This is a genomic window from Micromonospora sp. NPDC051196, from assembly GCF_040682415.1.
In the GTDB taxonomy this organism is placed as follows: domain Bacteria; phylum Actinomycetota; class Actinomycetes; order Mycobacteriales; family Micromonosporaceae; genus Micromonospora.
On sequence record NZ_JBFBAY010000003.1, the window covers coordinates 320,603 to 347,033 of the forward strand.

Genomic DNA, 26,431 nt, shown 5'->3' on the forward strand with positions numbered 1-26,431 from the left:
CTTCAGCCCTTCATCGCCTGGACCGGCGGGGCGGTCTCGTCACCGGCGAGCGCCTGCTGGGCGGTGGCGGTGAAGGCGTCACCGCTGCCGGTCAGGCTCGCCTGGTACATCGGCTGGAGCAGGGCGTGGTCCTCGGCGCGGATGGTCATGGTGCCCTTCACGCCCTCGAAGCTCCAGCCCTCCAGCGCAGTGATCATCTTGTCGACGTCGTCGCCGCCCTCCTGCGCGGCCCGGACCACCATCTGCGCGGCGGCGAAGCCGTCCGGGTGGAACAGGTCGAGGATGCCGCCGGGGATCTTCGCCTTCGCGGCTTTGGCCGCCTCGGTGTCGCTGGCCCCGTCGAAGTAGTGCGACAGGAAAGAGATCTTGCTGCCGGCCGCGCCGAAGGTGGGCCAGGAGGCGCGGATGTCCAGGCCGGTGACGACCGTGGTGGAGGTGAGTACGCCCTGCTGGTCGAGGGTCTGCCACATCGCCGGGGCGGTGGTGCCGGCCCAGGCGACGAAGAGCAGATCCGGCTTGGCGGACTTTATCTGGCTGGCGAACGGGGTGAACTCGGTGGCACTGGCCGGCGCCCGGACGGCGCTGACGGTCGCCCCGGCACCCCCGATGACGGCCTTGACCGCCGCCTCGTTGGCGTCGCCGAACGCACCGTCCTGGGCGAACACCACGACCTTCTTGCCGGTCGGGTCACCGATGAACGACCTGGCGGTCACCACGTCCTGGTACGACTGCCGGCCGGAGCGGAACGTGTACCTGTTCGCGCCGGTCACCGCGTCGGTGGCAGCCGGACCGGAGATGAACAGGACCTTGTTCTGGGCGGCGATCGGGGCGACCTGAAGCGCCACACCGGACGCCGTCGAGCCGGCGATGATCTTGTTGCCCTTGCCGATCAGATCCTTGGCCGCGGAGACCGCCTTCGCCGGGTCACCGGCGTCGTCGACCTCGGTGATCTCAATCGCCCGGTCACCGACCTTGTTGGTGCCGCCGGTGGCGAAGTCCAGACCAGCCCGAAACCCTTCGATGTACTGCTTGCCGTAACTGGCCAGCGCTCCCGACTGGGAGTAGACCAGGCCAACCTTCACCGGGGCGGCGCTGTCGCCACCGCCGTTGGCGGTGTCCTGCGGGCTGCCACAGGCCGTGGCGGCCATCGCCGCGGCCATCATCGTTGCGGCGGACAGGAACACCCGCCGTGTCGTCCGGACCGTCATTGCGACTCCACGTGAGGACTCAGAGGGAGAGAAACCTTATGTGTCGGCTCACGCTAGAAGTGACGTCACCCACGGGCTATGTGGCGGAAACACACAAGTAACCAGCATGGAGTGGCCGGTTGTTACAAGTGCCGGGCGAGGGTCACCCGCCCCCGCCCCTCCGACGGCCACCACCGCCATCCCCGCGCCCACCTATGTGTCGACCCCGGACACGCCGCGCCCGCCCCACGCATCCTTGATCGACTCCGTTTCGGTGGAATGGTGGCATCCTCCCGGGCCAGATGCCGCCGTTCCGACGATCTGGTGTCGATCACTACATGCCCAGCCGGAGGGCCTCCCACCGCCCTACTGCCGGCCTCTCTCAGTCGGAAGCCAGTTGCTTGGCCAGGCGGTCCAGTCCGTCCTTGATCAGCCGGCCATAGCCGTCGTCGCCGAGCGCGCCGATCCCCGCCTCTGCGTGCTGGAGGTGCACACGGGCCCGGTCGAAATCGCCGAGCTTGCGGTAGCACTCACCTAGGTTGAGGTGCAACGACGGATACAGACCGGCCACCGGCAATGCCACCCCAGCCTCGGCGACCCGAGCCTCGGTGAGTTGGTCGGCCGCGGCCAGCGCCCGTTGGTCCCAGAGCAACTCCTGGTGGACGTCGTCCTGCACATCGGCCATCGAGTGCGCGAGAACGCACACGTGCAAGGGGTCGCCGCCTTCCCCGCCGATCTCGTTCCAGATCTGTGCGAACAGGTCGCGAGCGGCCTCACGCTGACCTTCTTGATGATGCAACTGCACCCCTTCGTTGATGAGGGCAAGCGTTGCATCGGTGACCATCAGCTCTCCTGTCGACCCCGCTGACGACGATCACATGGATCGTACTTGCTTGAAGAGCATCAGCAGAGCTGTCGGATCACGGACATCCGGCAAGACGACAGGGGCCGTCTTGCCTGGGTGAACCCGTTGTTAGCGGACAATACAACGCACCACGCGGGACGAGAGAAGTACATTCATTCACACCCTCCGCTACCGTCACTTCACCTTTGGTGATTCCGATAGGGAGGGTGCGTTGTCTGCGAACGAGGACTTCTTCACCACTCGGAAGGCAGCCGCCGTGCTGAAACACGGCATCCTCAAGCGCTACCCGGTTATCTTCGCCTCGAAGACTGGCCAGGGCAATCCCGTCGTCTTCCTCGACGGCTACGCCGGTCGCGGCGAATACGACGACGGCAAGGAGGCGGGCTCGCCTCTTCTTTTGTCTCGTTGCGCAGACACGGTGCGGGACTTCCGGAACGTGACGCTCTTCTTCGTGGAGCAAAATCCGGACCACTTCGCCAACCTGCAACAGGTGCTCGCGGCGAAGGGCGGTACGACCCAACGCTTCCTGCGGCAGGGAGATGTCGCCGATCACCTGCCCGAGGTGCTGACCATTGCCCGCGGTGCCTCTCTCTTCGCGTTCCTGGACCCTTTCGGGCTCGCCCTGGACTTCGACTTAGTGCGCTCGAAGCTACTCGGCCGGGCATCTGGTCGCCCCACGGAAGTGCTCCTGCATTTCAGCGTGTCAGCGGTGGCTCGCATGGGCCGGGCGGTCCAGGCGGCTCGTGGTCGCAGCGGCCACCTCGCACTGGATCACCAGAAGACGGCCAACCATCTCACCAGGTTTCTCGGTGGCGACTGGTGGCAGGAACACTTCGCCAGTGTCGGCCGTGAGAACGATGACGAGCGAGCGACCGATATCGCGCTGCGGGTCGGTGCGGAGTACGACAAACGGCTCACCGCGGGCAGCACGTTCAGGGCGATCGCCATGCCCGTCCGTCCTCGCCCCGAGTTAGCTCCGAAATATGTCCTCACGCTCTTCACCACGCACCCCGACGGGGCCTGGCACTTTGTCAACGCGCTCGGGCAGGCCGGGCTCGATCTGGAGGAGGAGCACTACAACAGCCGGATGGGACCGGACACTCTCTTCGGCGGCATGACGCCCTTCGACCGTGAACGCCACATCAGCGCGACCATGCCCCGCATCTCCGCGATCATCGAACGCAACATCTTCCGCCTACTGAAAGAGTCGCAGCAGGTACGGCTCGCCGATCAGGTGTCCGAGGTGTATGCGGACGTCCTGGGGCAGGCCTGGGAGAGGCACGCTCGACGTGCCGTCAAGTCGTTGTACAAGCGCGGGTTGATCGATCACAAGGGCATCGGTGACTTCTGGAAATCGCCGATCTGCCGGCTCTGAGCCTGCGGTCGAGCAGTGTCATGCGACCACGGGCAGGCGCGGCTCGGGCAACTCGTCCCAGGTGCGGCCCTCGAGGGCCCGGCCGCCTGCCTTCGGAGTCCGCCCGCCCCACTGCTTGAAGAAGAAGGCCGTTCCAGAGCCCCTGCACTGGTCGCGCAGGTCCGTCACCCAGGCCGGCTCCATCGGGCGGCAGCTCGGCCCCGACTCGCCGCCCGCGATCAACCAGTCGATCCCGTCGAGATCGAGACTCGGCAGCGGGCCGAGCAGCGGCTCGGCCGAGATGAAGCGCACCACCGCCGGCACCGCACGCAGATGATCTACCCGGACACATTGGCTGTCGTTCTCGACGCTCACGCCCATCCAGACGTTCGATGGCCAGTCGATGTGCGGCGCGAGCTTGGCCAGCCGAGCGGCCCGTTTGGTGAGGATCTGGTAGGTGTGCCATGGCGTTTCGCGGATGACTTCGAACACCCGCTGCACGTAGCTGAGCGGTACCCGGGCGTGGAACAGGTCGGACATCGAGTTAACGAAGACCGTACGGGGCTCACGCCAGCGACGGGGCACGTCGAGCGCCTCCGGGTGCAGGGCCACACCGAACCCCGGGCCGGACGTACGCGGATCGCCGTCGGTCTGGTATTTCGCCGAGCCCATCGCTTTCAAGCGCTTCGCAAGCGTCATCGCGTAGCAGTTGTCGCAGCCGGTCGAGATTCGATCGCAACCTGTGGTGGGATTCCAGGTCGCCTCTGTCCACTCGATGGCGCTCTTGTCTGCCACGCGCTTCTCCTCCCACTCGAAGCGCCAATACTGTCGAACAACCGTACGTACGTGAAGGATCGCCACGCGTGTCGGGCCATATCTGTCAACCTATCGGACGGCTCGCCACCCCGGGCCGAGGTGATGGGCCGGCAAGGGTGGATCAGCGGTGGGGTCGGCCGGCGCGGGCGGCCACTGCGGTGTCGGGGTGGTCGGTGAAGACGCCGTCGAAGCCGAGGCGGTAGAACAACTCGTACTCGGACTGGATGTCGCCACGGGCGTTCGGGTCGGTGCCGATGCGGAGGTCGACCGAGAGGAACTGGTTCTCCGCCCGGAACGTCCAGGCATGCACGATCAGCTTCTCCTTGTGCGCGTCCCGCACGACCGTGGTCGGGGCGAGCAGCTTGCCGGCGGAGTCACGCGGCACGATCGAATTCTTGTTCGCGCCGGGCCGTCGGCATCCTCGGGATTCTGGTTTCCACGGTTCGAGAACATGTGAAATCGGAAGATTGTCTGGTGCGCCGGTTACTTCGTCACCCCGTACGGCTGGTGCCGCTCGCTTTCCTGGTGGCGATCGCAATCGGCACCGGCCTGCTGATGCTGCCCGCGATGACGATCCGCCACGAGCCGGCGCCGCTGCTCACCGCCCTGTTCACCGCCACCTCGGCGATCTCGGTCACCGGGCTGGCCGCGGTGAACACCCCGGACTTCTGGTCCACCCCCGGCCTGATCGTGATCACGGCACTCACGCAGATCGGCGGGCTGGGCATCCTCACCGGCGCCGCACTGGTGATCCTGACGGTCTCCCGGCGGCTCGGCCTGCACAACCGGATGCTGGTGCAGGCGGAGACCCTGGAGTACGGGATCGGCAACCTCCGTCGCCTGCTGCTGGGCATCGGCGGGACGGTGCTGGCCTGCGAGGCGGCGATGACGGCCATCGTCACCGTACGGCTCTGGCTGGGCTACGACTATCCGCTCGGCCGCGCCCTGTGGTCGGCCGGCTTCCACGCCGTCCAGGCGTTCAACAACTCCGGCTTCTCGCTCTATCCCCACGGTCTGCTGGCCTTCTCCCGCGACCCGTGGGTCAGCCTGCCGCTGGCACTGGGCAGCATCGTCGGCGGGCTCGGTTTCCCGGCCCTGTTCGAGGCGGTCCGCGAGTGGCGCCAGCCGATCCGTTGGGCGGTCGCCACCAAGTTGACCATCTGGGGCAGCGTCGCCCTGGTCGTCCTCGGTTCTCTGACGTTCCTGCTGATCGAGTGGGGCAACGCGCGCACCATCGGCCCGTACGCCGTCGGCGACAAGGTACTCGCCGCGTTCACCCAGATCGCACTGTCGCGTACCGGCGGGATCGAGGTGGTGCCCACCACCGGGCTGCGGGAGGAGAGCTATCCGCTGCTGACCGGGTTGATGTTCATCGGCGGTGGCAGCGCGAGCACCGCCGGAGGCATCAAGGTCACCACGTTCTTCCTGCTCGCCTTCGTGATCTGGACGGAGCTCCGGGGCGAGCCGGACGTCACCGTCGGGCATCGTCGGGTGGCCACCGCCAGCCAGCGGCAGGCACTCACGGTCGCCCTGCTGAGCGTCGCGATCGTGGCCGGCGGCACCACCCTGTTGATCGCCCTGACCAACCAGGTGCCGTTCTACGCGGCGCTGTTCGAGGTCACCTCGGCGTTCAGCACCACCGGCCTCTCGGTCGGCGTGACGTCGGCCCTGGCCGACAGCGGCCTTCTCGTGCTGACCGTGCTGATGTACGTCGGCCGGGTCGGGCCGCTCACCCTCGGCTCGGCGATCGCCCTGAACACACGTCATCGGCTGTACCGCTATCCGGAGGAGCAACCCATTGTCGGCTAAGAACCCGGACTCGGGCGGCATCGCCGTGATCGGCCTCGGCCGGTTCGGCTCCCGCCTGGCCGAATCGCTCAGCGCCCTCGGTCACGAGGTGCTCGCCATCGACCACGATTCCCGGCGGGTGCAGAAGTGGTCGGCTCAGCTCGATCAGGTGGCGCAGGCCGACTCCACCGACGATCAGGCGCTGCGTCAACTCGGGGTGGCCGACCTGAGCCGGGTCGTGGTGGCCATCGGTGCCTCGGTGGAGTCCAGCGTGCTCACCGTGCTCGCGCTGGTCGAACTGGGCGTGCCGCAGATCTGGGCGCGGGCCACCTCGATGCAGCACTCGAAGATCCTGGCCGCGGTCGGCGCCCACCACGTGATCTTCCCCGAGAAAGAGACCGGCGAGCGGCTGGCCCACCTGATCGCCAGCCGGATGCTCGACTTCATGGAGTTCGGTGACGCCTTCGCCATCGCGAAGATGCACGTACCCGAACCGTTGGCCGGACGCGGCATGAGCGAGGAACAACTGCTCGACCGCTACGGGGTACGGATCATCGGGATCAAGTCGCCGAGCGAGCAGCGGTATCACTTCGTGTCCGACGGCCTGGAACTCGGCCCCGACGACATCGTCATCGTCGAAGGCACCATCGAGCAGGTCCAGGCCTTCGCCTCGCTGTCCTGACCCACCTGACCCCACCTGACCGACCGCGCCGGTGTGATCGCCTCCGGTGCCCCTGTCGAGCCGACCCTCAGCCTCTCCTACCGGGGGGCGGCTTCGGCTTGCCCCGCTTACCCGCCTTGGTCTTCTCCGGCTTCCCCTTCGCCGCGGTGCCCTTGGCCGGCTGCTCCTTCTTTCCGGGCGCGTCCTTCTTGCCGTCCTTCTTCCCCGGTTCGGCCTTCTTCCCGGGCTTGGCCTTCTTCGGCTTGTCCGAGCCGCCGGAACCGGCCTTGTCAGCGGCGGCCTTCACCGGTTGCGCCGGAGTCGGTGCGCTGCCGGCGATGCCGGACACCTGCACCCCGCACAGCACGTCACCGAGGCGGAACTCGACTGGCAGCGGGTTCGTGCCGGTGTAGGTCCCGGTCAGGCGCAGCTTCTCGGTGGCACCGGGTGCCAGGGCGGGACGCTCCGGGGCGGCCTGCACCGCGACCGCGTGCCCCCGCTGACGGGCCGGCGCCGGGCTCGCATCGGTCACCTGCTGCTCGCCCGGGAAGGCGAAACGTACCGTCCAGTCCCGAAGTTCCCGGTCGCCGGTGTTGGTCAGGCTCAGCTCGGCGGTGAAGTCCTTGCCGGAATCCTTGCGCAACGCGTACGAGACCTGGCACGGAATCCGCTGCTCGCCGCCCATCCGTGCCTGGGTCGGTTGGTCGATGCCGCCGCTGGCCGGGCTGCGCGAGGTGACCCCCCACACCGCCGCGGTGACGGCCATCAGCGCGACGGCGGCCACCGCCGCCTCGGCCCGGCGTCGGCGGTCCAGCCGACGGCCGGTACGCAGACCGACGAGCGGCAACGCGTCGGTCGCCGCCGACCAGGACAGGATCGTGGTACCGGCGCTGGCCAGCAGCATCGGATCGGTTCGTTGGTCGGCCGACGGCACCGGCACGCTGGGCAGCTTCCCGATCGCCTCGGCGAGGGTTCGGGCCAGCTCGGCCGTGCCGGGCCGGTTCGCCGGCCGCTTAGCCAGGCAGCGGTGAACCAGCTCGGCCACCCCGGCCGGCAGTTCCGGCACCGGCGGCATCGGCTCGGGTTCGCGGTACATGTGCGCCCGCAGCATCTGCGTGGTGGTTTCCGCCTGCCAGGGCAGCCGGCCGGTCAGCATCCGGTAGAGCAGCAGCCCCACCGCGTACACGTCGGTGGCGGGGCTGACCTGGCCGTTGTCGAGGCGTTCCGGAGCGAGGTAGGCGGGCGTGCCGAGCAGGGTGCCGTCCGCACCCTTCTCGCTCTCCCCCACCAGCGCCGAGATGCCGAAGTCGACCACCTTCACGCCGGTGGGGGTGAGCATCACGTTGCCGGGGGTGACGTCACGGTGCACCACGCCGCGGGCGTGTGCGGTGGCCAGCGCGGAGGCGACCTCGGCCGCGATCGCCACCGCCTCCCGCCAGGGCAGGGTGCCCACACTGGCGAGTCGGGCGGTCAGCGGAGCACCGTCGATCAGCTCCATCACCACGTACGGCACGGTCAGCCCGACCTGCTGGGACTCGCCGTAGTCGTACACGTTGGTGATGTTGGGGTGGCAGAGCCGGGCCGCGGCCTGGGCCTCGCTGCGGATCCGGTGCCGGAACGCCCGGTCGCTGGCCAGCCGGGAGGCGAGGACCTTGACCGCCACCTGCCGGCCGAGCACCTCGTCGTAGCCGCGCCAGACCACGGACATCCCGCCCGTGCCGAGCTGCTCGATCAGCCGGTACCGCTCACCGAGCAGCTGCGCGCCCCTGCGTACCTCTGCACCCATGGTCGGCCTTGTTGCCCGAAGCGAACCCGGCTACACCTTTCTGAGCGGATTCGGTCAAGGATGTCACCCGATCAGGCGGTGGCGAGCAGTTGGTCCACCGGGGCGTAGTCGTCGGTGAGCACCAGCGCGTCACCGACGAAGTCGGTCAGGTCCCCGCTGCTGAGCAGGCTGACCGGCTCGTTGTCCGCGTCCAGCCGGGCACGGAGCGCGGCCAGCGGCAACGGCGCGTCGGAGGCGACGATGAGGAAGTTGGCGCCCCGCTCGCCGGCCAGCGCCTCCGGCGGGGCGATCAACGCGACATGCCGGAACTCGGCGGCGACGGTGGCCACCTCGCTGCGGATGAACCGCAGCGGCGGGTAGTCGATGACGTTCTGCACGTACACCCCACCGGGCCGGGTGACCCGGCGGATGTCGGCGGCCATCTCCCGGGTGGCCAGGTGCCAGGGCACCACCAGATGCCCGAACGCGTCGCCGACCACGAAGTCCCGGCTGTCGGTCCCCTGCCGGGCCGTCCACAGCCGGGCGTCGCCCACCATCACCTCAAGATCCGGCCCTTGGCGTACGCCGAGGTGCTGCTCGCCCAGGTCGACCAGCCCGCCGTCGAGCTCGAAGACCAGGTTGTCGGTGCCGGGTCGGGTGGCGGTCAGGTAGCGCGGCATGGTGAACCCACCCCCGCCCAGGTGCAGTGCGTCGAGCCGCTGCCCCTCGGGAGCGATCACGTCCGCCACCGCCCCGATCCACCGGGTGTACGCGTACTCCAGGTGCCTCGGGTCGGCGAGATCCACGTACGAGTGCTGGGCCGAGTTGAGCAGCAGCGTCCGCCCGGTCTCACGGCCGGGATCCGCCTCGACCCGGGCACAGTGGTACGCCGTCTCCACGTCGCACGGGTTCGGCGCGACCATCGTCAACCCGGCACCAGCCAGGCCGAGCACCGCCAGCGCGGCCTTGACCCGGGCCGGGCCGGGCAGCGTCGCCCGGTCCTGCCGGTGCAGGTACACGCCGAGAGCGATCCCGGTGATCCCGAGCGAAGCGGCCAACCCGAACAGGATGACCGTGCTGGGCAGCGCGGCGACGAGCACGAAGCCGGTGACCAGAGTGGCCGTGACGGCGCCCAGCGTGCCGATGCCGGAGAGCCGGCCGACCACCTGGCCGGTGCGGCGCAGGTCGGCGAGTTGGAGCTTGACCACCAGCGGGGTGACCGCCGACAGCAGCATCGCGGGCGCGAACACGGCGACCGCGACCAGCAGCAGGATGGCGCTGGCGGTGCCTCCCTGGAGCACCTCACCGGCGTACCGCACCGCCGGCAGGGTGATCGCGGTGGCGATGCCGGAGAGCACCAGCGCGGGCGCCAGCAGCGTGCGTGGGTTGCGCCTGTCGGCCAGCCAGCCGCCGGCCCACGCGCCGTACGCGATGGCGGCCAGCGCGATGCCGATGACCGAACTGGTCACCTGGAGCGTCACCCCGACGTACGGCCCGACCAGGCGCAACGCGGCGGTCTCCAGGACCAGGACGGCACCGCTGGAGTAGAAGACCAGGAACGCGGCGAGCCCGTTGGGCAGCGCCCGGGCGGCTGCCGGCTCGTCCGGCGCGGTCGGTGCCGTGACGTCAGGCGATGGAGAGTTCATCGTGGCGATGGTACGCAGCGCTGCGGCGGCCGCGGGTCAGTACATCGAGAGATGAACGTGGTTCGTGTGGTCGGCAGCGGGACTGCCACTGCCGCCGTACGCCCGCCAGCCGGTGCCTGGATGCCAGATCTGCCGGTACCAGATGACGTACAACACACCGAGCCGGTCCGCGTTGCGTACGTGCCAGGCGGCCAGGCTGTCCCCGTACGCCTTGTCACCGCCGGTGGCCGTGCGGTTCTCGAAGCCGTTGGTGGCGGCGGAGAAATCACAGGCCCGACCCTTGGGGTGCTCACCCGAGCCACCGCTGCGGAAGCAGGAGACGTACCGCTTGTAGCCGGCGGCCTGGGTCTGCTGGAGCGCGTGCAGGGTGCGCGGGGTGATGCAGCCGGAGGTGGTCGGGTCGTTCACCGAGCAGGACTCGGACGGCCAGGAGCCGTCGGAGTTGCGCGGCGCGGGCCGGGCCGACGTGGAACTGCCGCCGCTGAAGCCGCCGCTGCTACCCGAGCTGACCGCGGCCAACGCCGCCTCGGTCTCCTTCTTCTTCTTCGCGATCACGGCGAGCTGCTTCGTCTGCTCCCGCACCTCGGCGTTGATCGCGAGCTTGGCCTGCCGGGTCTGCTCGCGGGCCTCGGTCAGCTCACGTACCCGGCGGCCATCGCGCTGGGCCATCATGTCGAGGCTGGCGGCCCGCTGCACGAACGCCTCCGGGCTGCCGCTGTCCAGCAGCGCGGCGGCGGCGCTCAGCCGGCCGATCCGGTACGACTGCGCGGCCACCTCACCGACCATCAGGCTCAGCTCGTCCAGCCGCCCCTCCAACTCGGACAACTCCTTGGCCATCTGCTTCTGGCGCTTCTTGGAGCCGTCGAGCTTGCGCTTGGCCTCGATGTGCGCCTTGGCGGTGGCCTCCAGGGTGTCCCGCAGCTTCTTGCTGCCCCCCTCGTTGGGCTCGGCGTACGCCGGCACGGCACCGACACCGAACAGCAACGCCATGGCGGCGAGCAGTGCGATCAGCGGCTGCCGTAAGCGCCGCCGAACGGGCATGGACCTGCGCACGAAAGCATCCTTTCGTCGTCCGCCGGCCCCCCCGGTGAGATCACTGCGCGGCGGCGGTCCCCGCCGGCGCCGGTCGGCGGCCTGCTGGCGGTAGACCGCCGGTCAGGATACCGGAACCAACCTCCCCGACCAGTCCCCCGACTCCCACACCCATCGACAATCGACACACCGCAACCCCCACCTCACCCTCCGCCCACCCACCCCGCCCTCACCTGACGCCCGCCTCAGGCCGGGTGATCAAGAGCTTTTGGTCGAGATCCGGGCTGAGGGCGACCAGAACTGCTTGATCAACACGGCGGTGGGGTGGGGGCTAGGTGGGGGTGGGGAGGAGGGTGGACTGGACTTGGTGCCAGATCTGGTCGTTGGCGGCGACCAGGAGGCCGTGGGTGGTGTCGGCCGGGTGGTAATCCGTACCGTCGAAGCGGCGGGCCACTCCGCCTGCCGCCCGCACCAACAGCGTGCCCGGCCCGTGGTCCCAGGGCAGGGTGCGCCAGAAGAGTACGAACTGCTGGTCACCGGTGAGCAGGTCGAGATACTCGCGGCCGGCGCAGTGCTGGCCCGGCAGCAGTTCGCCGATGCGTGCGCCACCTGCCTCGACCGTCCGCCGCGACGACGGCGGCAGGAACCTGGTCATCGCCGCACCCCGCAACCCGCCGATCGGCGGCGTCTCGGTCGGCAGGCGCAGTTCACGACCGTCGAGGTAGGCACCGGTCTCCAGCCAGCCCGTCGCCAGGGTGTCCGCCAACGGGTCGAAGATCCAACCGGCCAGCGGTTCACCGTCGGAGAGCAGGGAGATCATCAGAGCGAACGGGCGACGACCGGCCGCGAAGTTGGCGGTGCCGTCGATCGGGTCGACCAGCCACACGTTCCCTGCGGAACGCAGATGGCGCAGCAGGCCCGGTTCCTCCGCCACGGCTTCCTCGCCCACCACGAGCGAGTTGGGCCGCAGCCGACGCAACCCGGCCGTGAGCGCCTCCTCGGCCCGGCGGTCGGCGACGGTGACCAGCTCACCAGGCGCCTTCTCGGTCACGTCGTCGTCGCCGAGATGTCGGAACAACGGCAGTACGATCCGGTCGGCGGTCTCCCGCAGCAGTCCGGCGACGTCGTCGAGCAGGGTGTCAGCCACGCGGCGGCAGCTTCACCACGCTGACGAAGAACTCGTCGATCTGTCGGACCACCGAGATGAACCGCTCGAAGTCCACCGGCTTGGTGACGTACGCGTTCGCGTGCAGTTGGTAGCTCCGCAGGATGTCCTCGTCGGCCTGGGACGTGGTCAGCACCACCACCGGGATCCGGCGGAACTGCTCGTCGTTCTTGATCTCCTCCAGCACCTCCCGGCCGTCCCGGCGGGGCAGGTTCAGGTCCAGCAGGATCAGATCCGGCAGCACCGCGTCGGCGTACTGGCCCTCGCGGCGCAGGTAGGCCAGCGCCTCGGCACCGTCGGAGACGACGTTGAGCCGGTTGCGCAGCTTGTGCTCCTCGAACGCCTCCCGGGTCATCAGCACGTCACCCGGGTCGTCCTCGACGAGCAGCACCTCGATCGGGCTGTTGCCGTCCGCTGGCGCGGTCATCTCACCGCCTCCTTCATCCCACCTGTGTCACCGCCGGATGCCTCGCCGGTGGAACCCTCCGCGTCGGCGTCCGCGCCGACCGTACCGTCACCGGCGGACTGCTTCCCCTCGGCCAGCGACCCGTCGTCGCCGGGGACGTCCGGATCCGGCTCCGCCGTGCCGGCCGGCTGGCCGGTGCGGCCCGCTGCCTCGACGTCACCGGGCAGGGCGGGCAGGGTGAACCGGATGGCCGTGCCCTCCGGTACGTCGGTGTCCACCCAGACCCGGCCACCGTGGTACTCCACGATCTTCTTGACGATGGCCAGCCCGATGCCGGTCCCGGGGTAGGCATCCTTCGCGTGCAACCGCTGGAAGATCACGAAAATCTTGTCGGCGAACTCGGGCTCGATCCCGATGCCGTTGTCCTGGCAGCTGATCTCCCATTCCTCGCCGACCAACCGGGCCGAGACATGCACCTTCGGTGCCACGTCGGGCCGGCGGAACTTGACCGAGTTGCTGACCAGGTTCACCAGCAGATTGGTCAACAGCGGTTCCTCGCCTCGGATCACCGGCAGGTTGTCCCAGGTCAGCTCGGCGTCGGCGTACTGCCGGGCCGGCTCGGTCTGCGCGGCGACCTCCGCCATCAGCTGGTTCAGGTCGACGTCGGCGAAGCCGGCGGTGAGCCGACCGATCCGGGAGAACGCCAACAGGTCGTTGATCAGCCGCTGCATCCGCTGCGCGCCGTCCACCGCGAAGGCGATGTACTGGTCGGCCCGCTCGTCGAGCCGGCCCGCGTACCGGCGTTGCAGCAACTGGCAGAAGCTGGCCACCTTGCGCAGCGGCTCCTGCAGGTCGTGCGAGGCGACGTAGGCGAACTGCTCCAGATCACGGTTGGACCGGGTCAACTCCTCGGCCTGCTTCTGCAACTGGGTGTTGACCCACTCGATCCGCTCCCGCGCCTCGCGTACCTCGGCAAGGTCCGCCGCGATCCGCTGGCGCATGGCGTCCACGTCCGCACCGAGGCGTTGGAACTCCGGCGGCCCGCCACCGACGATCCGGTGCGCGTAGTCACCGGTGACGACCTCTCTGACCTGCCCGGCCAGGGCGGTCAGCGGACGCAGCACCATCCGATCCAGTGCCAGCAGCAGGGCGATGCCGGCCGTGGCCACCACGAGCGCGGCGACGATGAGCAGGATGACCAGGAGGTTGCCGGTCCGCTCCACATTCCGAGCGGTGGCCTCCCGGGCGGTCAGGATCTCGTCCTGGAGCGCGGCGACCGCACCACGCACCTCGTCGAACCGCTGTCGAGCCTCGTCGGTCAGCAGCGCCTGGCCGGCTTCGGTGCCGTCGGTCCGGGTCGTCTCGATCACCGGCTGGGCGACGCCGCGCCGCCACTCGTCCGCCTGCTGCTCCACCGCCTCAAGGTCCGCCACGATCGCGGGGTACTTGGCGGACAACTGCCGGATCTCCCGCGCGGTTGCCCGCTCCTGGGCCAGCCCCTGCTCGTACGGGGCGAGGTCCTCGGGATCGGCGGTCACCACGTAACCGCGTACGGCGGTCTCCTGGTCGAGTAGCGCGTTGAGCATCTCCTGGCCCTGCACCCGCAGCGGGCCGACCTCTCCCAGCAGCACGTCGGTGTACTCGCGGTTCTTGGTGGCGACCACCGCCTCGGCCACCGCGACGCTGAGCAGCAGCACGCCGACCACACCGAGCAACGCCAGCACCCGGCGGCGCAGCGTCCACCAATCGGCCCCGACGCTCATCGGCCACCGCCCCGGGTGACCAGCAGCATCGCCACGTCGTCGGCGAACGGGCCGCCGTTGAGCTGCTCGGCGCGCCCCACCAGCCAGGCCGGCAGGTCGGGCAGCGCGACTTCGCGGCTGTCCGGCTCCTTGAGCAGTCGGGTCAGGCCGGGCACGTCGAGACGCTCGTCGCCCTCGCCCACCCGGCCTTCGATCAGACCGTCTGTGTACATCAGCAGAGACCAGTCCTCGGTGTCGAACTGCAGGTCGAAGGCGACCGGACGCCGTGGTCGTACGCCGAGCAGCAGGCCGCCCGGTGCCGGCACCGGCGCCACCTGACCCCCGGCGAGCAGGACCGGCGGAGGATGACCGGCCAGCCGTACGGTCGCCCGGTTCGCGTCGAGGTCGAGGCGCACCGTCGCGACCGTGGCGAAGATCTCCTGCAGCCGGCGCTCGCTCATCAGCACCTGCTCCAGCGCGGGCAGCACCTCGTCGTCGGGCACCCCGGCCAGGACCAGCGCCCGCCAGGCCACCCGAAGCTCGACCCCGAGCGCCGCCTCGTCCACCCCGTGCCCGCACACGTCACCGACGATCAGGTCGACTTGATCGGGACGGGTCTGCACAACATCGAAGAAATCGCCACCGATCAGGGCAGCGTGTCGCCCCGGTCGATAGAAGGTGTGCACGGCGATCTTGTCGGTCGACATCAGCGGCTGGGGCAGCAGCCCTCGTTCCAACCGGGCCGACTCGGCCTGCCGCAGCTCCACCTCGCGCAGCCGGCGGGCGTTCTCGTCGGCCCGTTTGCGCTCCACCGCGTAGCGCAGCGCCCTGGTCAGCAGCACTCCGTCGACCTGGCCCTTGACCAGGTAGTCCTGCGCGCCCTCAGCGACCGCGACGATGCCCAGGTGCTCGTCGGAGCGGCCGGTCAGTACGCAGACGGCCGCGCTGCCGGACATCTCCAACACCTGCCGCAGGCCGTCCAGCCCCTGCGCGTCGGGCAGGCCCAGGTCCAGCAGGACGCAGTCCACACCCGTCATCCGTCGGCGGGCCTCGCTGAGGCTGGTGGCGACCAGCAGGTCGATTCCCGAGTTCGTCTCGGCCAGCAGCTCACCGACCAGGAACGCGTCACCCTCGTCGTCCTCGACCAGCAGCACCCGCAGCCGCTCCCCCGGCGGCAGGTTGGGATTACCGCCCAGGCCACCTCGCGGGTACGGCCACGACACGACGGAGGGACCGGTCGTGCCGGTCCCCCGGTGTGGCCGGGCCACCGCCGCGACGGGCGGGAGATCGCTGGTGATGTCGGGCTCCTTCCGAGTGCCCTGCTGATCCTGTATTAGACAACGTTCGCACACAACACGACGGGGCGCCCTGGCGAGGCATAGAGGATGATGTGCACCCACATCCCACCCCGAGGAGCTTTCCGTGGGCGCATCCCCCAGCCCCGCCGATCGTGCCCTGTCCCGGCCACGCCACCGCCTGATCGCCGCGCTGACGGCCCTGCTCGCGCTCGCCGCCGTCGGCACGCTCGCGCTGCTCGACATCCGCCCCCCGACGCCCCGGCCACCCGACGCACCAGCCGGGGAGTTCAGCGCCGGCCGGGCGTACGCCCACGTGCCCGTCGTCGCCGGCCAGCGGCACGCCGCCGGCAGCCCGGCCAACGACGAGGTCCGGGCCTATCTGGAGGCCGAACTACGCAAGCTGGGCCTGAGCACCGAGGTGCAGGACACCGTCGCCGAGGAGGCCGGTCAGCTCAGCGGAGCGGCGGGTGGCGCCACGCTGGCCCGGGTCCGCAACGTGGTGGCACGGCTGGGCGGCACCGACCCGACCGGCACGGTATTCCTGGTCGCCCACTACGACGCGGTGCAGAGCGGGCCGGGCGGCAACGACAACGGGGCGGGCGTCGCCACCGTCCTGGAGGTGGCCCGGGCGCTGACCAGCGGTCCGACCCCTCGCAACGACCTTGTGTTCGTGCTCACCGACGCGGAGGAGGCATGCCTGTGCGGAGCGTCGGCGTTCGCTGCCGACCATCCGCTGGCCGCCGGCAAGGGCGTGGTGCTCAACCTGGAAGCCCGGGGCCGTACCGGACCGGTGATCATGTTCGAGACCTCGCCGGAGAACGCCGCGCTGGTCGACGTCTTCGGTCGGGCCGCACCGCATCCGGTGGGCACCTCGTTCGCCGTGGAGGTCTACCGAGCGCTGCCCAACGACACCGACTTCACCGCCTTCCTCGACCACGGCTTCAGCGGGCTGAACTCGGCCTACCTGGACGGCGGCGCGATCTACCACACCCCGCTGGACACGCCCGACTCGATGGATCGGGCCAGTCTCCAGCACCATGGCGACAACGCACTCGGCCTGGCCCGGGAGTTCGGTCGGATCGACCTGGGTGATCTGCAAGCCGGACACGACGCCACCTACTTCCCGGTCCCCGGCGGACTGGCCCGCTACCCGGGGCCGCTGGGGCTGCCGCTGGCGCTGCTCGCGCTGGCCGGGGTGATCCTCCTCGGCTGGTTGGCGCGGCGCCGGGGCCGGGTCACCGGTGGCCGGTTGGCCGCCGGGTTCGGGCTGGCTCTGCTGCCGATCGTGGTCGCCCCGCTGGGCGCGCAGTTGCTCTGGACGATGATCACCGCCATCCGGCCCGGCTACGCCATGCTGCTCGACCCGTACCGGCCGACCTGGTATCGACTGGCCGTGCTGGCGCTGGCCGCTGCCGTGCTGTTCGCCTGGTACGCGCTGACCCGTCGACGGGTCGGCCCCGCCGCGCTGGCCATCGGCGGACTGGGCTGGCTGGCACTGCTCGGCGTACTGCTCGCGGTGCTGGTGCCCGGTGGGGCGTACCTGGCGACCCTGCCTGCCCTGGCCGGCGCGCTCGCCGGGCTGATCGCGGTGGCCACCCGCGTCGACGGCCCGGTGCCGGTGATCGCAGTGACCCTGGCCGGCGCGGTGGCGGTGATCATCCTGTTGCCCATCGTGGTGCTGCTCTTTCCGGCGCTGGGCATGGAGATGGGCGGTGTCGCGGCACTGTTCGCGGTACTGCTCGGCCTGGCCGCGCTGCCGGTGGTGGACCTGCTGCACCCCGAGGCCGGTGGCCAGCGCGGCATGGTGGCGCTGCGGGCCCGCCGGCTCGGCGCGCTGCCCGCGGGTGCCGCCACGCTGGCGGCAGTGGTGCTCGCCGGGGTCGGGCTGGCCGTCGACCGGTTCGACGCCGCGCACCCCGCCCCCACCCACCTGATGTACGCGCTGGACGCCGACACCGGCCAGGCCCGCTGGCTCAGCATCGAGTCCGACCCACAGCCGTGGACGGCGGAGTACGTCGACGGGCCGGTCTCCATCGCCGACGACTTCCCCGGCTTCGGCCGCGACGAACTGCTCGGCGGCCCGGCACAGGCGGCCACCCTGCCCGCACCCCGGCTGGAGGTACTCGCCGACACCAGCACCGCCGGCCAGCGCACCCTGAGATTGCGGCTCACCCCACAACGTCAGGTACGCCTGACCGCCCTGCACGTGGACACCTCGACGGCGACGGTCCGCAGCGTCCAGGTGGCCGGCCGACCGGTGCCGATCGAGAAACGCGAGGGCCGGTGGGGATTCGGGGTGGTCTTCCACGCCCCGCCACCCGACGGCATCGAGATCACCCTGACCGTCGAACCCAAGGCGGCGCAGGTCGCGCTGCGCGCGACAGACGTCAGCGACGGCCTCGACGAGCTACCCGGATTCCGCCCGCGCCCCCCGGACGTCGGCGTGGTCGGCTCACACACCTCCGAAATGCTCGCCGTAACCCGCACCTACCCCCTATAACCCGCCCCCTGCCCTCGCCCCTCCCCCCCTCCCTCGCCCCCACCCCCCTCGCCCCGTCGATCTTGCACTTTCTGTCCCCGCAAAAGGTGCTATCTACCCGAATCGGCGACCGAAAGTGCAAGATCGACGGGCTGAGGGGGTGGGGTGGGGGCGTGCTACGCGTTTTGGGTTGCGGGCTTTTGTTTGCCGGCGTCCGGCCTTATTTCCAGCGGAAGTGGACGAAGAGGCGGCCGAAGTTCTTGGAGTCCTTTTCGACTCGGTGGTAGAGCTGCTTCACGTCCTTCTGGTCGAGGAAGCGCAGCACCCGCTTCTTGAGCTGGCCGGAGCCCTTGCCGGGGATGATCTCGACGAGGGTGGCCTTCTTCGCCACCGCCTCGTCCATGATCCCGCGCAGGGCGCGGTCGATGTCGTGGCCCTTGTTGAAGATGTCATGCAGGTCCAGCTTCAGCTTCATGCCGCGGCCACCGTCCGGTCGGTCTCCATGCGGCCATGGTAGGCAGGCAGGCCGCCCGGCCGACAAGACGACGATGGGCGGCCCGAATCAGGCCGCCCATCGTCCGTGTCCTGCGTCAGCGTCTGCCGCCGACCCGGGTCTCGACCCGCCGCAGGGCGGTCGTGTAGTCGTCGTTGGCGCCGTGCATGGCCGCCGCGATGCGCAGGTGACGCAGCGCGTCGGTGTGCCGGTTGAGCCGCTCCAGCGTCCGGCCCAGCACGTGGTGGGCGTAGTGGTCGCTGGGGTTGCGGTCGACCAGCTCCCGCAGGTGCTCCTCGGCGCGGCCGAGCTGGGCGGACTGGAAGTACGCCCGGGCCAGCAGTTGCCGTACGGCCGCGTTGTCCGGCTCGGCCTCGATGATCGGTTCGAGCAGCCGGGCCGCCCCGGTCGGGTCACCCGACTCGAAGAACAGGGTCGCCCGCCGGTACTCGGTCAGAAGATCCATTCCGCCCACCCCCTCCGTGTCGCAGCACTGTCCCGACGCTGGCAACAACACGAGGCGTACGCCGCCTGTTCCCGGCTCCCTTTTCCACCCGGTCGAGGTGTTAAGCAGGGGCCCTTCCTATACACGAGGCGTTAATAAGGTGCCCTTCCTTACACCGCGACGAGGTCCCAGGCGCGGACACCGCCTACTATTCCGGCGCTGTTGGGTACCACGACCACGTCGTCGCCCATCCGGGCGAGTTGTTCGGGGCGGATCAGTCGGGAGTTGCCACCGCCGAGGTAGAGCCGGTCCCAGCGGAACACCGGGCGCAGCCCCTCGACCACCTGTCGGATCCGCCGGGACCAGAACGCATCGCCCAGCCGGCGGCGTTCCGGCTCGCCGACGTAGGTGTCGTAGGTGGTGCCCCAGCGCACCGGGGCGTGCGACAACTCCAGGTGCGGGGCGAGCACCCCGCCGTCGAACAACGCGCTGCCCAGCCCGGTGCCCAGCGTCAGCACCAGCTCGCAACCGGTGCCTGCGACCACCCCCGCACCGTGCACCTCGGCATCGTTGAGCACCAGCGTGGGCAGCCCGAACGCGGTGGCGAGGGCGCTGCGCGCGTCGTACCCGGACCACTCGGCGAGCAGCGCCGGGTCGACTCGGCTGCGCGGGCCGGAGCGGGTCACGTAGTGCGGGGTGGCCACCACCACGCCGTGCCGGATCATGCCCGGCATCCCGACCGTCACCCGGTCGGCCGAGGGCAGCCGGGCGCCCAGGTCGAGCAGGGTCTTGACGAACAGTTCCGGCGGGAGAGGGTACGGCGTGGGCACCCGCAGCGGTTGCGCCCGCATCGTGCCGGCGCCGTCGAGGACGGACGCCTTGATCCCGCCGCCGCCGCAGTCGATCGCCAGAGTGGTCTGCACGACCGTGAGTCTGCCTCGTGCTCCCCCGTCCGGCACGACAGGTCGCCAGCAACCACGCCGACCGGCCCTCACCGCACCACCGGCCAGCCAGGCTGCGGGCGGCAGACGGCGAGGGCCGGCGGCGGGCAGCGAGACGGTGCAGCGGCGGACGGCAAAGCATCAGAGGGCACGCGCCGGACGGAGGTGGGCGATCAACCTGCGGACTGCGAGGGCGTCGACGGGTAGGCTCGGCTGTTTGTGAGCGCCACGCTGATCGTCAAAGACCTTGCCGCCGGCCACGGGGACCGGACGCTGTTCACCGGGCTGGACCTGGTGGTGGCTCCGGGCGACGTGATCGGCTTGGTCGGGCCCAACGGGGCGGGCAAGTCGACCTTGCTGCGTACCCTCGCCGGGCTGTTGCCGGTGGAGGCCGGCAGCGTCACGGTGAGCCCACCCGGCGCGAGCGTCGGGCACCTGCCGCAGGAGCCGGATCGGCGTCCCGGCGAGACGGTACGGGCGTTCCTGGCCCGGCGCACCGGAGTGACCGCTGCGCAGGCCGCCCTCGATGTGGCGACCGAGGCGCTGACCGCCGGTAGGCCGGGCGCCGACGACGCCTACGCCGAAGCCCTGGAGCGTTGGCTCGGCCTGGGCGGGGCGGATCTCGACGAACGCGCCGAGGAGGTGGTGGCCGAGTTGGGGCTCACCGTCGACCTCGACCACGAGATGACCGGCCTCTCCGGAGGCCAGGCGGCCCGCGCCGGGCTGGCGTCGCTGCTACTCAGCCGGTACGACGTGTTCCTGCTCGACGAGCCCACCAACGACCTGGACCTGGCTGGCCTGCACCGGTTGGAGCAGTTCGTCACCGGATTGCGGGCCGGCACGGTGCTGGTCAGCCACGACCGGGAGTTCCTGGCCCGCACGGTGACCCGGGTGCTGGAACTCGACCTGCACCAGCAGCAGGTCAACCAGTTCGGTGGTGGTTACGCGGCGTACCTGGAGGAGCGGGAGGTGGCGCGCCGCCAGGCACGCGCCGACTTCGAGGAGTACGCCGACACGAAGTCGACGTTGGAGGCGCGGGCCCGGACCCAGCGTGGCTGGATGGAGAAGGGCGTCCGCAACGCCCGGCGTAAGGCCACCGACAACGACAAGATCGGCCGCAAGTTCCGGTCCGAGTCGAGTGAGAAGCAGGCGGCGAAGGCCCGGCAGACCGAACGGCTGATCGAACGGCTGGAGGTGGTCGAGGAGCCCCGCAAGGAATGGGAACTGCGGATGGAGATCGCCGCCGCGCCCCGTGCCGGCGCCGTGGTGGCCACGCTCCGCGACGCCGTGGTACGCCGTGGCGAGTTCACCCTCGGACCGGTGAATCTCCAGATCGACTGGGCGGACCGGGTGGCGGTCACCGGGGCGAACGGATCCGGCAAGTCGACCCTGCTGGGTGCCCTGCTGGGCCGACTGCCGTTGGCCGACGGTCAGGCCGCGCTCGGTCCGGGGGTGGTGGTCGGCGAGGTGGATCAGGCTCGTGGGCTGTTCCTCGGGGACGTGCCACTGCTGGACGCCTTCCGGGCGGCCGTACCGGATCTGTCGCCCGCCGACGCGCGGACCCTGCTGGCCAAGTTCGGCCTGCGGGCGCAGCACGTACTGCGCCCGGCCGCCACGTTGTCCCCCGGTGAACGGACCCGGGCCGCGCTGGCGTTGTTGCAGGGGCGTGGGGTCAACCTGCTGGTGCTGGACGAGCCGACCAACCATCTGGATCTGCCGGCCATCGAGCAGTTGGAGTCGGCGTTGGACAGCTTTCCGGGCACGCTACTGCTGGTGACCCACGATCGGCGGATGCTCGACGCGGTACGCCTCGACCGCCGGCTGATGGTGGCTGCCGGGCGGATAACCGACGCATAACGGGCAGAGATCCGGGTAACGGGCGGCCGGAGGTGGCCCGGATGGTGGCGTTGGCACACACTCCGCCCTCGGCCGAGCGGCTGCGGGCGGTTGACGAATTCCTCGCCGAGGCGTGGGCGGACCAGGTCCGTCACGACGATCGGCTGCGCCCGATGCGAGTCGAGGTCCGCTTCGACCGGGGTGTCGCCCACCTGACCGGCGAGGTCGACGACCCGGCCCAGCTACGGCTGGTACGGGAGCAGGTCGGCCGACTGGCCGGAGTCTTCGGCATCTGGTGCCGGGTACGGGTGGGCGGACGCGACCCGGTGGTGGTGGACCTCGGGTGTGGGGCCACCAAGCAGTGGCCGGGCAACCTGGGACTGGACATCTTCCCGGCACCCGGAGTGGACGCGGTGGCCGACCTGTCCGGGTCGCTTCCGCTGGCCGACGACTCCGTGGACGTGCTGTTCGCGGTGCACATCCTGGAGCACCTGATCGACTTCCTGCCGTTGCTGGACGAATGCCACCGAGTGCTCCGCCCGGGCGGCGTACTGCATGTCATGAGCCCTTGGTGGGGGCATGTGAACGCGGTGGCCGATCCGACGCACGTCCGGCTGCTCGACGTGCAGACGGTCAAGGGCGTCTGCGTCATGCGCCCGCCGGGCACGCCACGTTGGTACCCGCTGCACGCCGGCACCGACGGCGCCTCGATCTTCGCGGATCTGACGCCACTCGGGCCCGACGACGTGGACCCCTCCTCGACCCACCTGGCCCGCTTCTTCGACTAGCCCCGCAGCGCCACGTCGGTGGCGAATGCCCCGGGAGCACCAGCTCCCGGGGCATTCGTCTGTTTCAGCGCGGGTCATCAATATTTCCCGCCAGTAACACCGGAGCGCCAATCCATTGATCGACACTGATGGCGCCGGTGACTCGCCGGTAACCACCCGTCCCACCGCACACCCCCAGCGGAGGTCCCCCTCGTGCCCAGACGATTCGCCACCCTCCTCGCCTCGGGCGTACTCGCGCTGCTCACGGCGCTCGCCGTCGCATCCCCCGCAGCAGCCGCCGTAACCCCGGCACAGAAGCTGTCCGTGCTGTCCAGTTGGACGCAGACCAGCGCCAGCAGCTACAACGCCTGGAACTCGGCCCGCCAGAACCGCGCCGCATGGGCGGAGTACAAGTTCGACTGGTCGACCGACTACTGCTCGTCCAGCCCGGACAACCCGCTCGGTTTCAACTTCTCCCTCTCCTGCTTCCGACACGACTTCGGCTACCGCAACTACAAGGCGGTCGGCCAGTTCAGCGCCAACAAGTCGCGCCTGGACAGTGCCTTCTACGAGGACCTGAAGCGGGTCTGCGCCACCTACAACTCCGTCGTGCGGCCGGCCTGCACCAGCCTCGCCTGGACCTACTACCAGGCGGTCTCCATCTTCGGCTCGGTCGCCGCCGTGCAGCAGGCCGACATCGACCGTGCCGCCCGGATGAAGGCCGAGGCCGAGCACCACGCCCGCGCCTGACCGCAGCGCCACCGGACGCCCCACCTGACCTCGGTCCAGGGCGTCCGGTGGTACGGGCAGGCGAGAGAACCTGTTCTCAGGCGTGTTCACCTGTGACGGTCGGCGCTGGCGCCCGACTGGCGGGAAGTGGCACGCCGAGCCTGGGCCGCGAACCGGGTGGAGTCGGCGGCCAGATCCGGATGCTCGACACCGAGCGCCAGCGCGACCGCCTCGTCGAGGCCGAGGTCGGCGCCTTCGCCGTACGCCTCGTCGAAGGCGGCATCGCCCAGGATGCGACGTAGGGCCACCTGCTGTTGCGCCCAGTAGGCGTCGTAGATCCCGGGCGTCGAACGCAGACTCGCCCGGGTCGCCTGCGCCGCGCCGAAGAGTCGGGCCGCCGTCAGCGGCTCATCCCCGACGGCGCACCGTACGGCGACGGCGTTCAGGGTGTCGCAGGCCCGTCCGTGGAAGCCGTGGTTCATCCGGGATCGCAGCGCCGCCAGCAGGTGCTCATGCGCCGCCACCAGGTCACCCCGGGCCAACGCGACCATACCGAGCAACATGTCCACCGACCGGCGGCCCCGCTCGACCGGCCGGGCCGCCTCGACCGGCCGGGCCGCGCCGAGCAACTCCGCCGCCTCGTCCAACGCACCACGCAGCCACAGCAACTCGGCGAGCCGGAACACGGCGAACAACGCCTCGGACTCGACCCCCTGGTCGTGCGCCCAGTCGATGACCTCCCGGCAGATCCGCTCGGCCTCGGCGAACTGCCCCATGTCGACCAGCGGTGCGGCCCGTCCGGCGAGCACCCGGGCCAGCAGCCCGACGTCGCCGGCCTGTCGGGCTGCCGCCTCCGCCCGCTGCGAGTAACGCAACTCCTCGGCGTACTCACCGTCGGCACCGGCGTGCAGTGAATGCAGGTGGTACGCCGCCGCCAACTCCCCTTCCGGAACCGCCTCGCCGGTCTCCGCGAGCCGACCGTAGAGCCGGAACAGCCACAGCCGACCCTCCCGCGCCAGCCCACGCTCGCGCCACCACTGTTCCAGGCCACCGGCCAACCGCAGCCCGATCCGGGCGCTGCCGCCGGTGGCGCACCAACGCAGGGCGGCGCGCAGTTCGCCGGCCAGGGGATCCAGCGCGTACAGCGACAGGGTCACCGGTTGCCCGTCCGGGCCGAGATGGGCCTGCTCCAGGGCGTGCGCGGACCAGGCCACGTGCCGGTTCCGGGCGGCCTGCTCCTCGCCGGCCTCGACGAGTCGGCGGGCCGCGTACGCCCGAATCGGATCGAGCATCCGGTAGGTGTAACCCGAGGCGTGCGGCTCGGCCAGGACCAGAGACTTGTCCACCAGCACCGAGAGCGGGTCGAGTGGATCGTCGCCCAGCAGCCACTCCACCGTCTCGAAATCGACCGGGCCGGCGAAGACCGCCAGCCAGCGCAGCAGCCGCGCGGCGCGCGGACCGAGCGTCCGGTACGACCACGTGACGGTGGCCTGCATGGTCAAATGCCGTTCGACCGCCGTACGCGCCAACAACTCCGGCTGGTCGCCCCCAGTCGGGTCGACGCGGTCGCCCTCGGTGCCAGCCGGCGCCCCGGTGGCCGGTGGCGGCGGGTCGTCCCGACCGGCGTCGAGGGTGCCGAGCACGTCGTCGAGGCGTTCGGCGAGCTGCCCGACCGAGAGCACCCGCAGCCGTGCGGCGGCCAACTCTATGGCCAGCGGCAGACCGTCCAGCCGGCGTACCACCCGACGCAGGTCGGCGGACTCGGCCTGATCCGGCTGTCGGCCTCCCCGGGCCGCCGCCGTGCGGTCCAGCAGCAACGCGACCGCGTCGCTCTCGGAACCGTCGGGGGACGGGTCGACCGACAGCGGCGGGATCCGCCACACCACCTCGCCGGGTAACGCCAGCGGCTCCCGGGTGGTGGCCAGCACCCGGACCCCACCCCCGCCGGCCAGCAGCCGGGTGACGGCGTCCGCGCAGGCGGCCGGCTGGGCGTCACAGGTGTCCAGCACGATCAGCATCCGGCGGTTGGCCGCGTACTCCACCAGCGTGTCGACCATCGGGCGGCCCGGCTCCGGACGCAGCCCGAGCACTGCGGCGATCGCGAAGGCCACCAGCCCCGGATCGGTGACCGAGGCGATGTCGACGAACCAGACGCCGTCCGGATATTCCTCGACCAGATCGGTGGCGAGTTCCACGGCCAGCCGGGTCTTGCCGCCGCCACCCGAGCCGAGCACGGTGACCAGCCGGTGCCGGGCGACAAGCTGCCGGAGTTCGGCTCGCTCCGCCTGCCGGCCGACGAACGAGGTGACCTGGACGGGCAGGTTGTGCGCCACCGCGTCGGCGGTACGCGGGCGCGGGAACTGCCGTTCCAGCCCGGGCGCGACGAGTTGGAAGAGTCGTTCCCGGTCGTCGAAGCCCCGCAACCGGTGCAGCCCGAGGTCGAGCAGGGACGCGCCCGCCGGCAGCGGATCGGCGCGCCGCGCGGTCGCCGCCGAGCAGAGCACCTGTCCACCGTGCGCGGCAGCGGCCACCCGTGCCGCCCGATGCACCTCGGGGCTGGCGTACTCACCGTCGCGTGGCTCGGCCCAGCCGGTGTGCAGGCCCATCCGCACTCGGGGCGCCGCCTCCGGGGTGGGCCACTCGTGCTCGCCGAGCGCACGTTGGGCGGTCAGGCACGCGGTCAGCGCGGCGCCGGCGTCGTCGAAGGCCAGGAAGAACGAATCGCCTTCGGTCAGCAGTTCCGCCCCCTCGGTGGCGGCGATCGTCCGGCGCAGCAGCCGGCGATGTTCCGCCAGCACCGGCCGGTAGCCGGGGCCGAGCAGCTGCGCCAGCCGGGTGGAACCCTCGATGTCGGTGAAGACGAAAGTCACCCAACCGGCCGGGAGGTGGATCCGTGACGACACGCGTGGCACCTCCCCCCTGGCCTCGAGCCCATACTCCACGAAGCCGGATCGTCACGCATCGCGAGAACGGCCAGCCGAGACTCCGCCCCAAGGTGCCATCAGACCCGGCATCC

At 70.4% G+C, this 26,431-nt stretch carries 22 protein-coding genes; 7 read left to right on the forward strand and 15 right to left on the reverse strand.

Annotated features, from left to right (window positions below):
* Positions 1–2: 2 nt before the first annotated feature.
* Both AB0M35_RS09810 and AB0M35_RS09815 read right to left on the reverse strand, forming a co-directional pair.
* On the reverse strand, positions 3–1,208 hold the full coding sequence (locus AB0M35_RS09810) for a substrate-binding domain-containing protein (RefSeq protein WP_363743582.1): 1,206 nt from the start codon (positions 1,206–1,208) through the stop codon (positions 3–5).
* A gap of 361 nt (positions 1,209–1,569) precedes the next feature.
* The gene (locus AB0M35_RS09815; RefSeq protein WP_363743585.1) at positions 1,570–2,031 is read right to left on the reverse strand and encodes a tetratricopeptide repeat protein; all 462 of its coding nucleotides are present in this window, start codon (positions 2,029–2,031) and stop codon (positions 1,570–1,572) included.
* 232 nt (positions 2,032–2,263) lie between these two features.
* Here AB0M35_RS09815 and tcmP point away from each other — a divergent pair, with 232 nt between their 5' ends.
* Positions 2,264–3,427 (forward strand): three-Cys-motif partner protein TcmP, encoded by a 1,164-nt coding sequence (gene tcmP, locus AB0M35_RS09820; protein WP_363743588.1) that lies wholly within the window; start codon positions 2,264–2,266, stop codon positions 3,425–3,427.
* An 18-nt stretch (positions 3,428–3,445) separates the two neighbouring features.
* Here the strand turns inward: tcmP and AB0M35_RS09825 are convergent, their stop codons facing one another.
* Positions 3,446–4,201 (reverse strand): phage Gp37/Gp68 family protein, encoded by a 756-nt coding sequence (locus AB0M35_RS09825; protein ID WP_363743824.1) that lies wholly within the window; start codon positions 4,199–4,201, stop codon positions 3,446–3,448.
* 142 nt (positions 4,202–4,343) lie between these two features.
* Entirely contained in the window at positions 4,344–4,607 is a 264-nt protein-coding gene (locus AB0M35_RS09830; RefSeq protein ID WP_363743590.1) for a glycerophosphodiester phosphodiesterase family protein, read from the reverse strand.
* Between the two features lie 89 nt (positions 4,608–4,696).
* Here AB0M35_RS09830 and AB0M35_RS09835 point away from each other — a divergent pair, with 89 nt between their 5' ends.
* Together AB0M35_RS09835 and AB0M35_RS09840 are read left to right on the forward strand one after the other, a co-directional pair.
* Complete coding sequence (locus tag AB0M35_RS09835) at positions 4,697–6,031, forward strand: potassium transporter TrkG (RefSeq protein ID WP_363743593.1); 1,335 nt, start codon at positions 4,697–4,699, stop codon at positions 6,029–6,031.
* Positions 6,021–6,692: a TrkA family potassium uptake protein gene (locus AB0M35_RS09840; RefSeq protein WP_363743596.1), complete on the forward strand. Its 672-nt coding sequence runs from the start codon at positions 6,021–6,023 to the stop codon at positions 6,690–6,692. Before AB0M35_RS09835 ends, AB0M35_RS09840 begins: the two co-directional genes overlap by 11 nt.
* Positions 6,693–6,759: 67 nt before the next feature.
* Here AB0M35_RS09840 and AB0M35_RS09845 read toward each other — a convergent pair whose 3' ends face one another.
* From AB0M35_RS09845 to AB0M35_RS09875, 7 genes are all read right to left on the reverse strand, one after another.
* Positions 6,760–8,457 carry a serine/threonine-protein kinase gene (locus tag AB0M35_RS09845; RefSeq protein WP_363743599.1) on the reverse strand — a complete coding sequence of 566 codons (1,698 nt, stop codon included), beginning with the start codon at positions 8,455–8,457 and terminating at the stop codon, positions 6,760–6,762.
* 71 nt (positions 8,458–8,528) lie between these two features.
* On the reverse strand, positions 8,529–10,082 hold the full coding sequence (locus AB0M35_RS09850) for a fused MFS/spermidine synthase (RefSeq protein WP_363743602.1): 1,554 nt from the start codon (positions 10,080–10,082) through the stop codon (positions 8,529–8,531).
* Positions 10,083–10,118: 36 nt separating this feature from the next.
* A complete protein-coding gene (locus tag AB0M35_RS09855) occupies positions 10,119–11,123 on the reverse strand; it encodes a hypothetical protein (RefSeq protein ID WP_363743826.1) in 1,005 nt (334 codons plus the stop codon).
* 322 nt (positions 11,124–11,445) lie between these two features.
* Positions 11,446–12,261 carry an inositol monophosphatase family protein gene (locus tag AB0M35_RS09860; RefSeq protein ID WP_363743605.1) on the reverse strand — a complete coding sequence of 272 codons (816 nt, stop codon included), beginning with the start codon at positions 12,259–12,261 and terminating at the stop codon, positions 11,446–11,448.
* The gene (locus tag AB0M35_RS09865) at positions 12,254–12,706 is read right to left on the reverse strand and encodes a response regulator (protein ID WP_013736029.1); all 453 of its coding nucleotides are present in this window, start codon (positions 12,704–12,706) and stop codon (positions 12,254–12,256) included. Before AB0M35_RS09865 ends, AB0M35_RS09860 begins: the two co-directional genes overlap by 8 nt.
* A complete protein-coding gene (locus AB0M35_RS09870) occupies positions 12,703–14,448 on the reverse strand; it encodes an ATP-binding protein (RefSeq protein ID WP_363743607.1) in 1,746 nt (581 codons plus the stop codon). Before AB0M35_RS09870 ends, AB0M35_RS09865 begins: the two co-directional genes overlap by 4 nt.
* The gene (locus AB0M35_RS09875) at positions 14,445–15,650 is read right to left on the reverse strand and encodes a fused response regulator/phosphatase (RefSeq protein WP_363743609.1); all 1,206 of its coding nucleotides are present in this window, start codon (positions 15,648–15,650) and stop codon (positions 14,445–14,447) included. The genes AB0M35_RS09870 and AB0M35_RS09875 overlap by 4 nt, the downstream gene beginning before the upstream one ends.
* 199 nt (positions 15,651–15,849) lie before the next feature.
* On the opposite strand from AB0M35_RS09875, the gene AB0M35_RS09880 reads away from it, so the two are divergent.
* A complete protein-coding gene (locus AB0M35_RS09880; protein ID WP_363743611.1) occupies positions 15,850–18,225 on the forward strand; it encodes a M28 family peptidase in 2,376 nt (791 codons plus the stop codon).
* A gap of 199 nt (positions 18,226–18,424) precedes the next feature.
* Here AB0M35_RS09880 and AB0M35_RS09885 read toward each other — a convergent pair whose 3' ends face one another.
* The 3 genes from AB0M35_RS09885 to AB0M35_RS09895 all read right to left on the reverse strand — a co-directional run bounded on the left by AB0M35_RS09885 (position 18,425) and on the right by AB0M35_RS09895 (position 20,065).
* A complete protein-coding gene (locus AB0M35_RS09885) occupies positions 18,425–18,679 on the reverse strand; it encodes a Smr/MutS family protein (protein WP_013736060.1) in 255 nt (84 codons plus the stop codon).
* Between the two features lie 115 nt (positions 18,680–18,794).
* A complete protein-coding gene (locus AB0M35_RS09890) occupies positions 18,795–19,163 on the reverse strand; it encodes a tetratricopeptide repeat protein (RefSeq protein ID WP_363743612.1) in 369 nt (122 codons plus the stop codon).
* Positions 19,164–19,312: 149 nt separating this feature from the next.
* The gene (locus AB0M35_RS09895; protein WP_363743614.1) at positions 19,313–20,065 is read right to left on the reverse strand and encodes an ROK family protein; all 753 of its coding nucleotides are present in this window, start codon (positions 20,063–20,065) and stop codon (positions 19,313–19,315) included.
* A gap of 237 nt (positions 20,066–20,302) precedes the next feature.
* Here AB0M35_RS09895 and AB0M35_RS09900 point away from each other — a divergent pair, with 237 nt between their 5' ends.
* From AB0M35_RS09900 to AB0M35_RS09910, 3 genes are all read left to right on the forward strand, one after another.
* Entirely contained in the window at positions 20,303–21,940 is a 1,638-nt protein-coding gene (locus AB0M35_RS09900; RefSeq protein ID WP_363743616.1) for an ABC-F family ATP-binding cassette domain-containing protein, read from the forward strand.
* A 41-nt stretch (positions 21,941–21,981) separates the two neighbouring features.
* Positions 21,982–22,707: a methyltransferase domain-containing protein gene (locus AB0M35_RS09905; RefSeq protein ID WP_363743617.1), complete on the forward strand. Its 726-nt coding sequence runs from the start codon at positions 21,982–21,984 to the stop codon at positions 22,705–22,707.
* Between the two features lie 192 nt (positions 22,708–22,899).
* A complete protein-coding gene (locus AB0M35_RS09910) occupies positions 22,900–23,436 on the forward strand; it encodes a phospholipase (protein WP_363743621.1) in 537 nt (178 codons plus the stop codon).
* Between the two features lie 86 nt (positions 23,437–23,522).
* On the opposite strand, the gene AB0M35_RS09915 is transcribed toward AB0M35_RS09910, so the two are convergent.
* Complete coding sequence (locus AB0M35_RS09915; protein WP_363743623.1) at positions 23,523–26,318, reverse strand: adenylate/guanylate cyclase domain-containing protein; 2,796 nt, start codon at positions 26,316–26,318, stop codon at positions 23,523–23,525.
* Between the last annotated feature and the right edge of the window lie 113 nt (positions 26,319–26,431).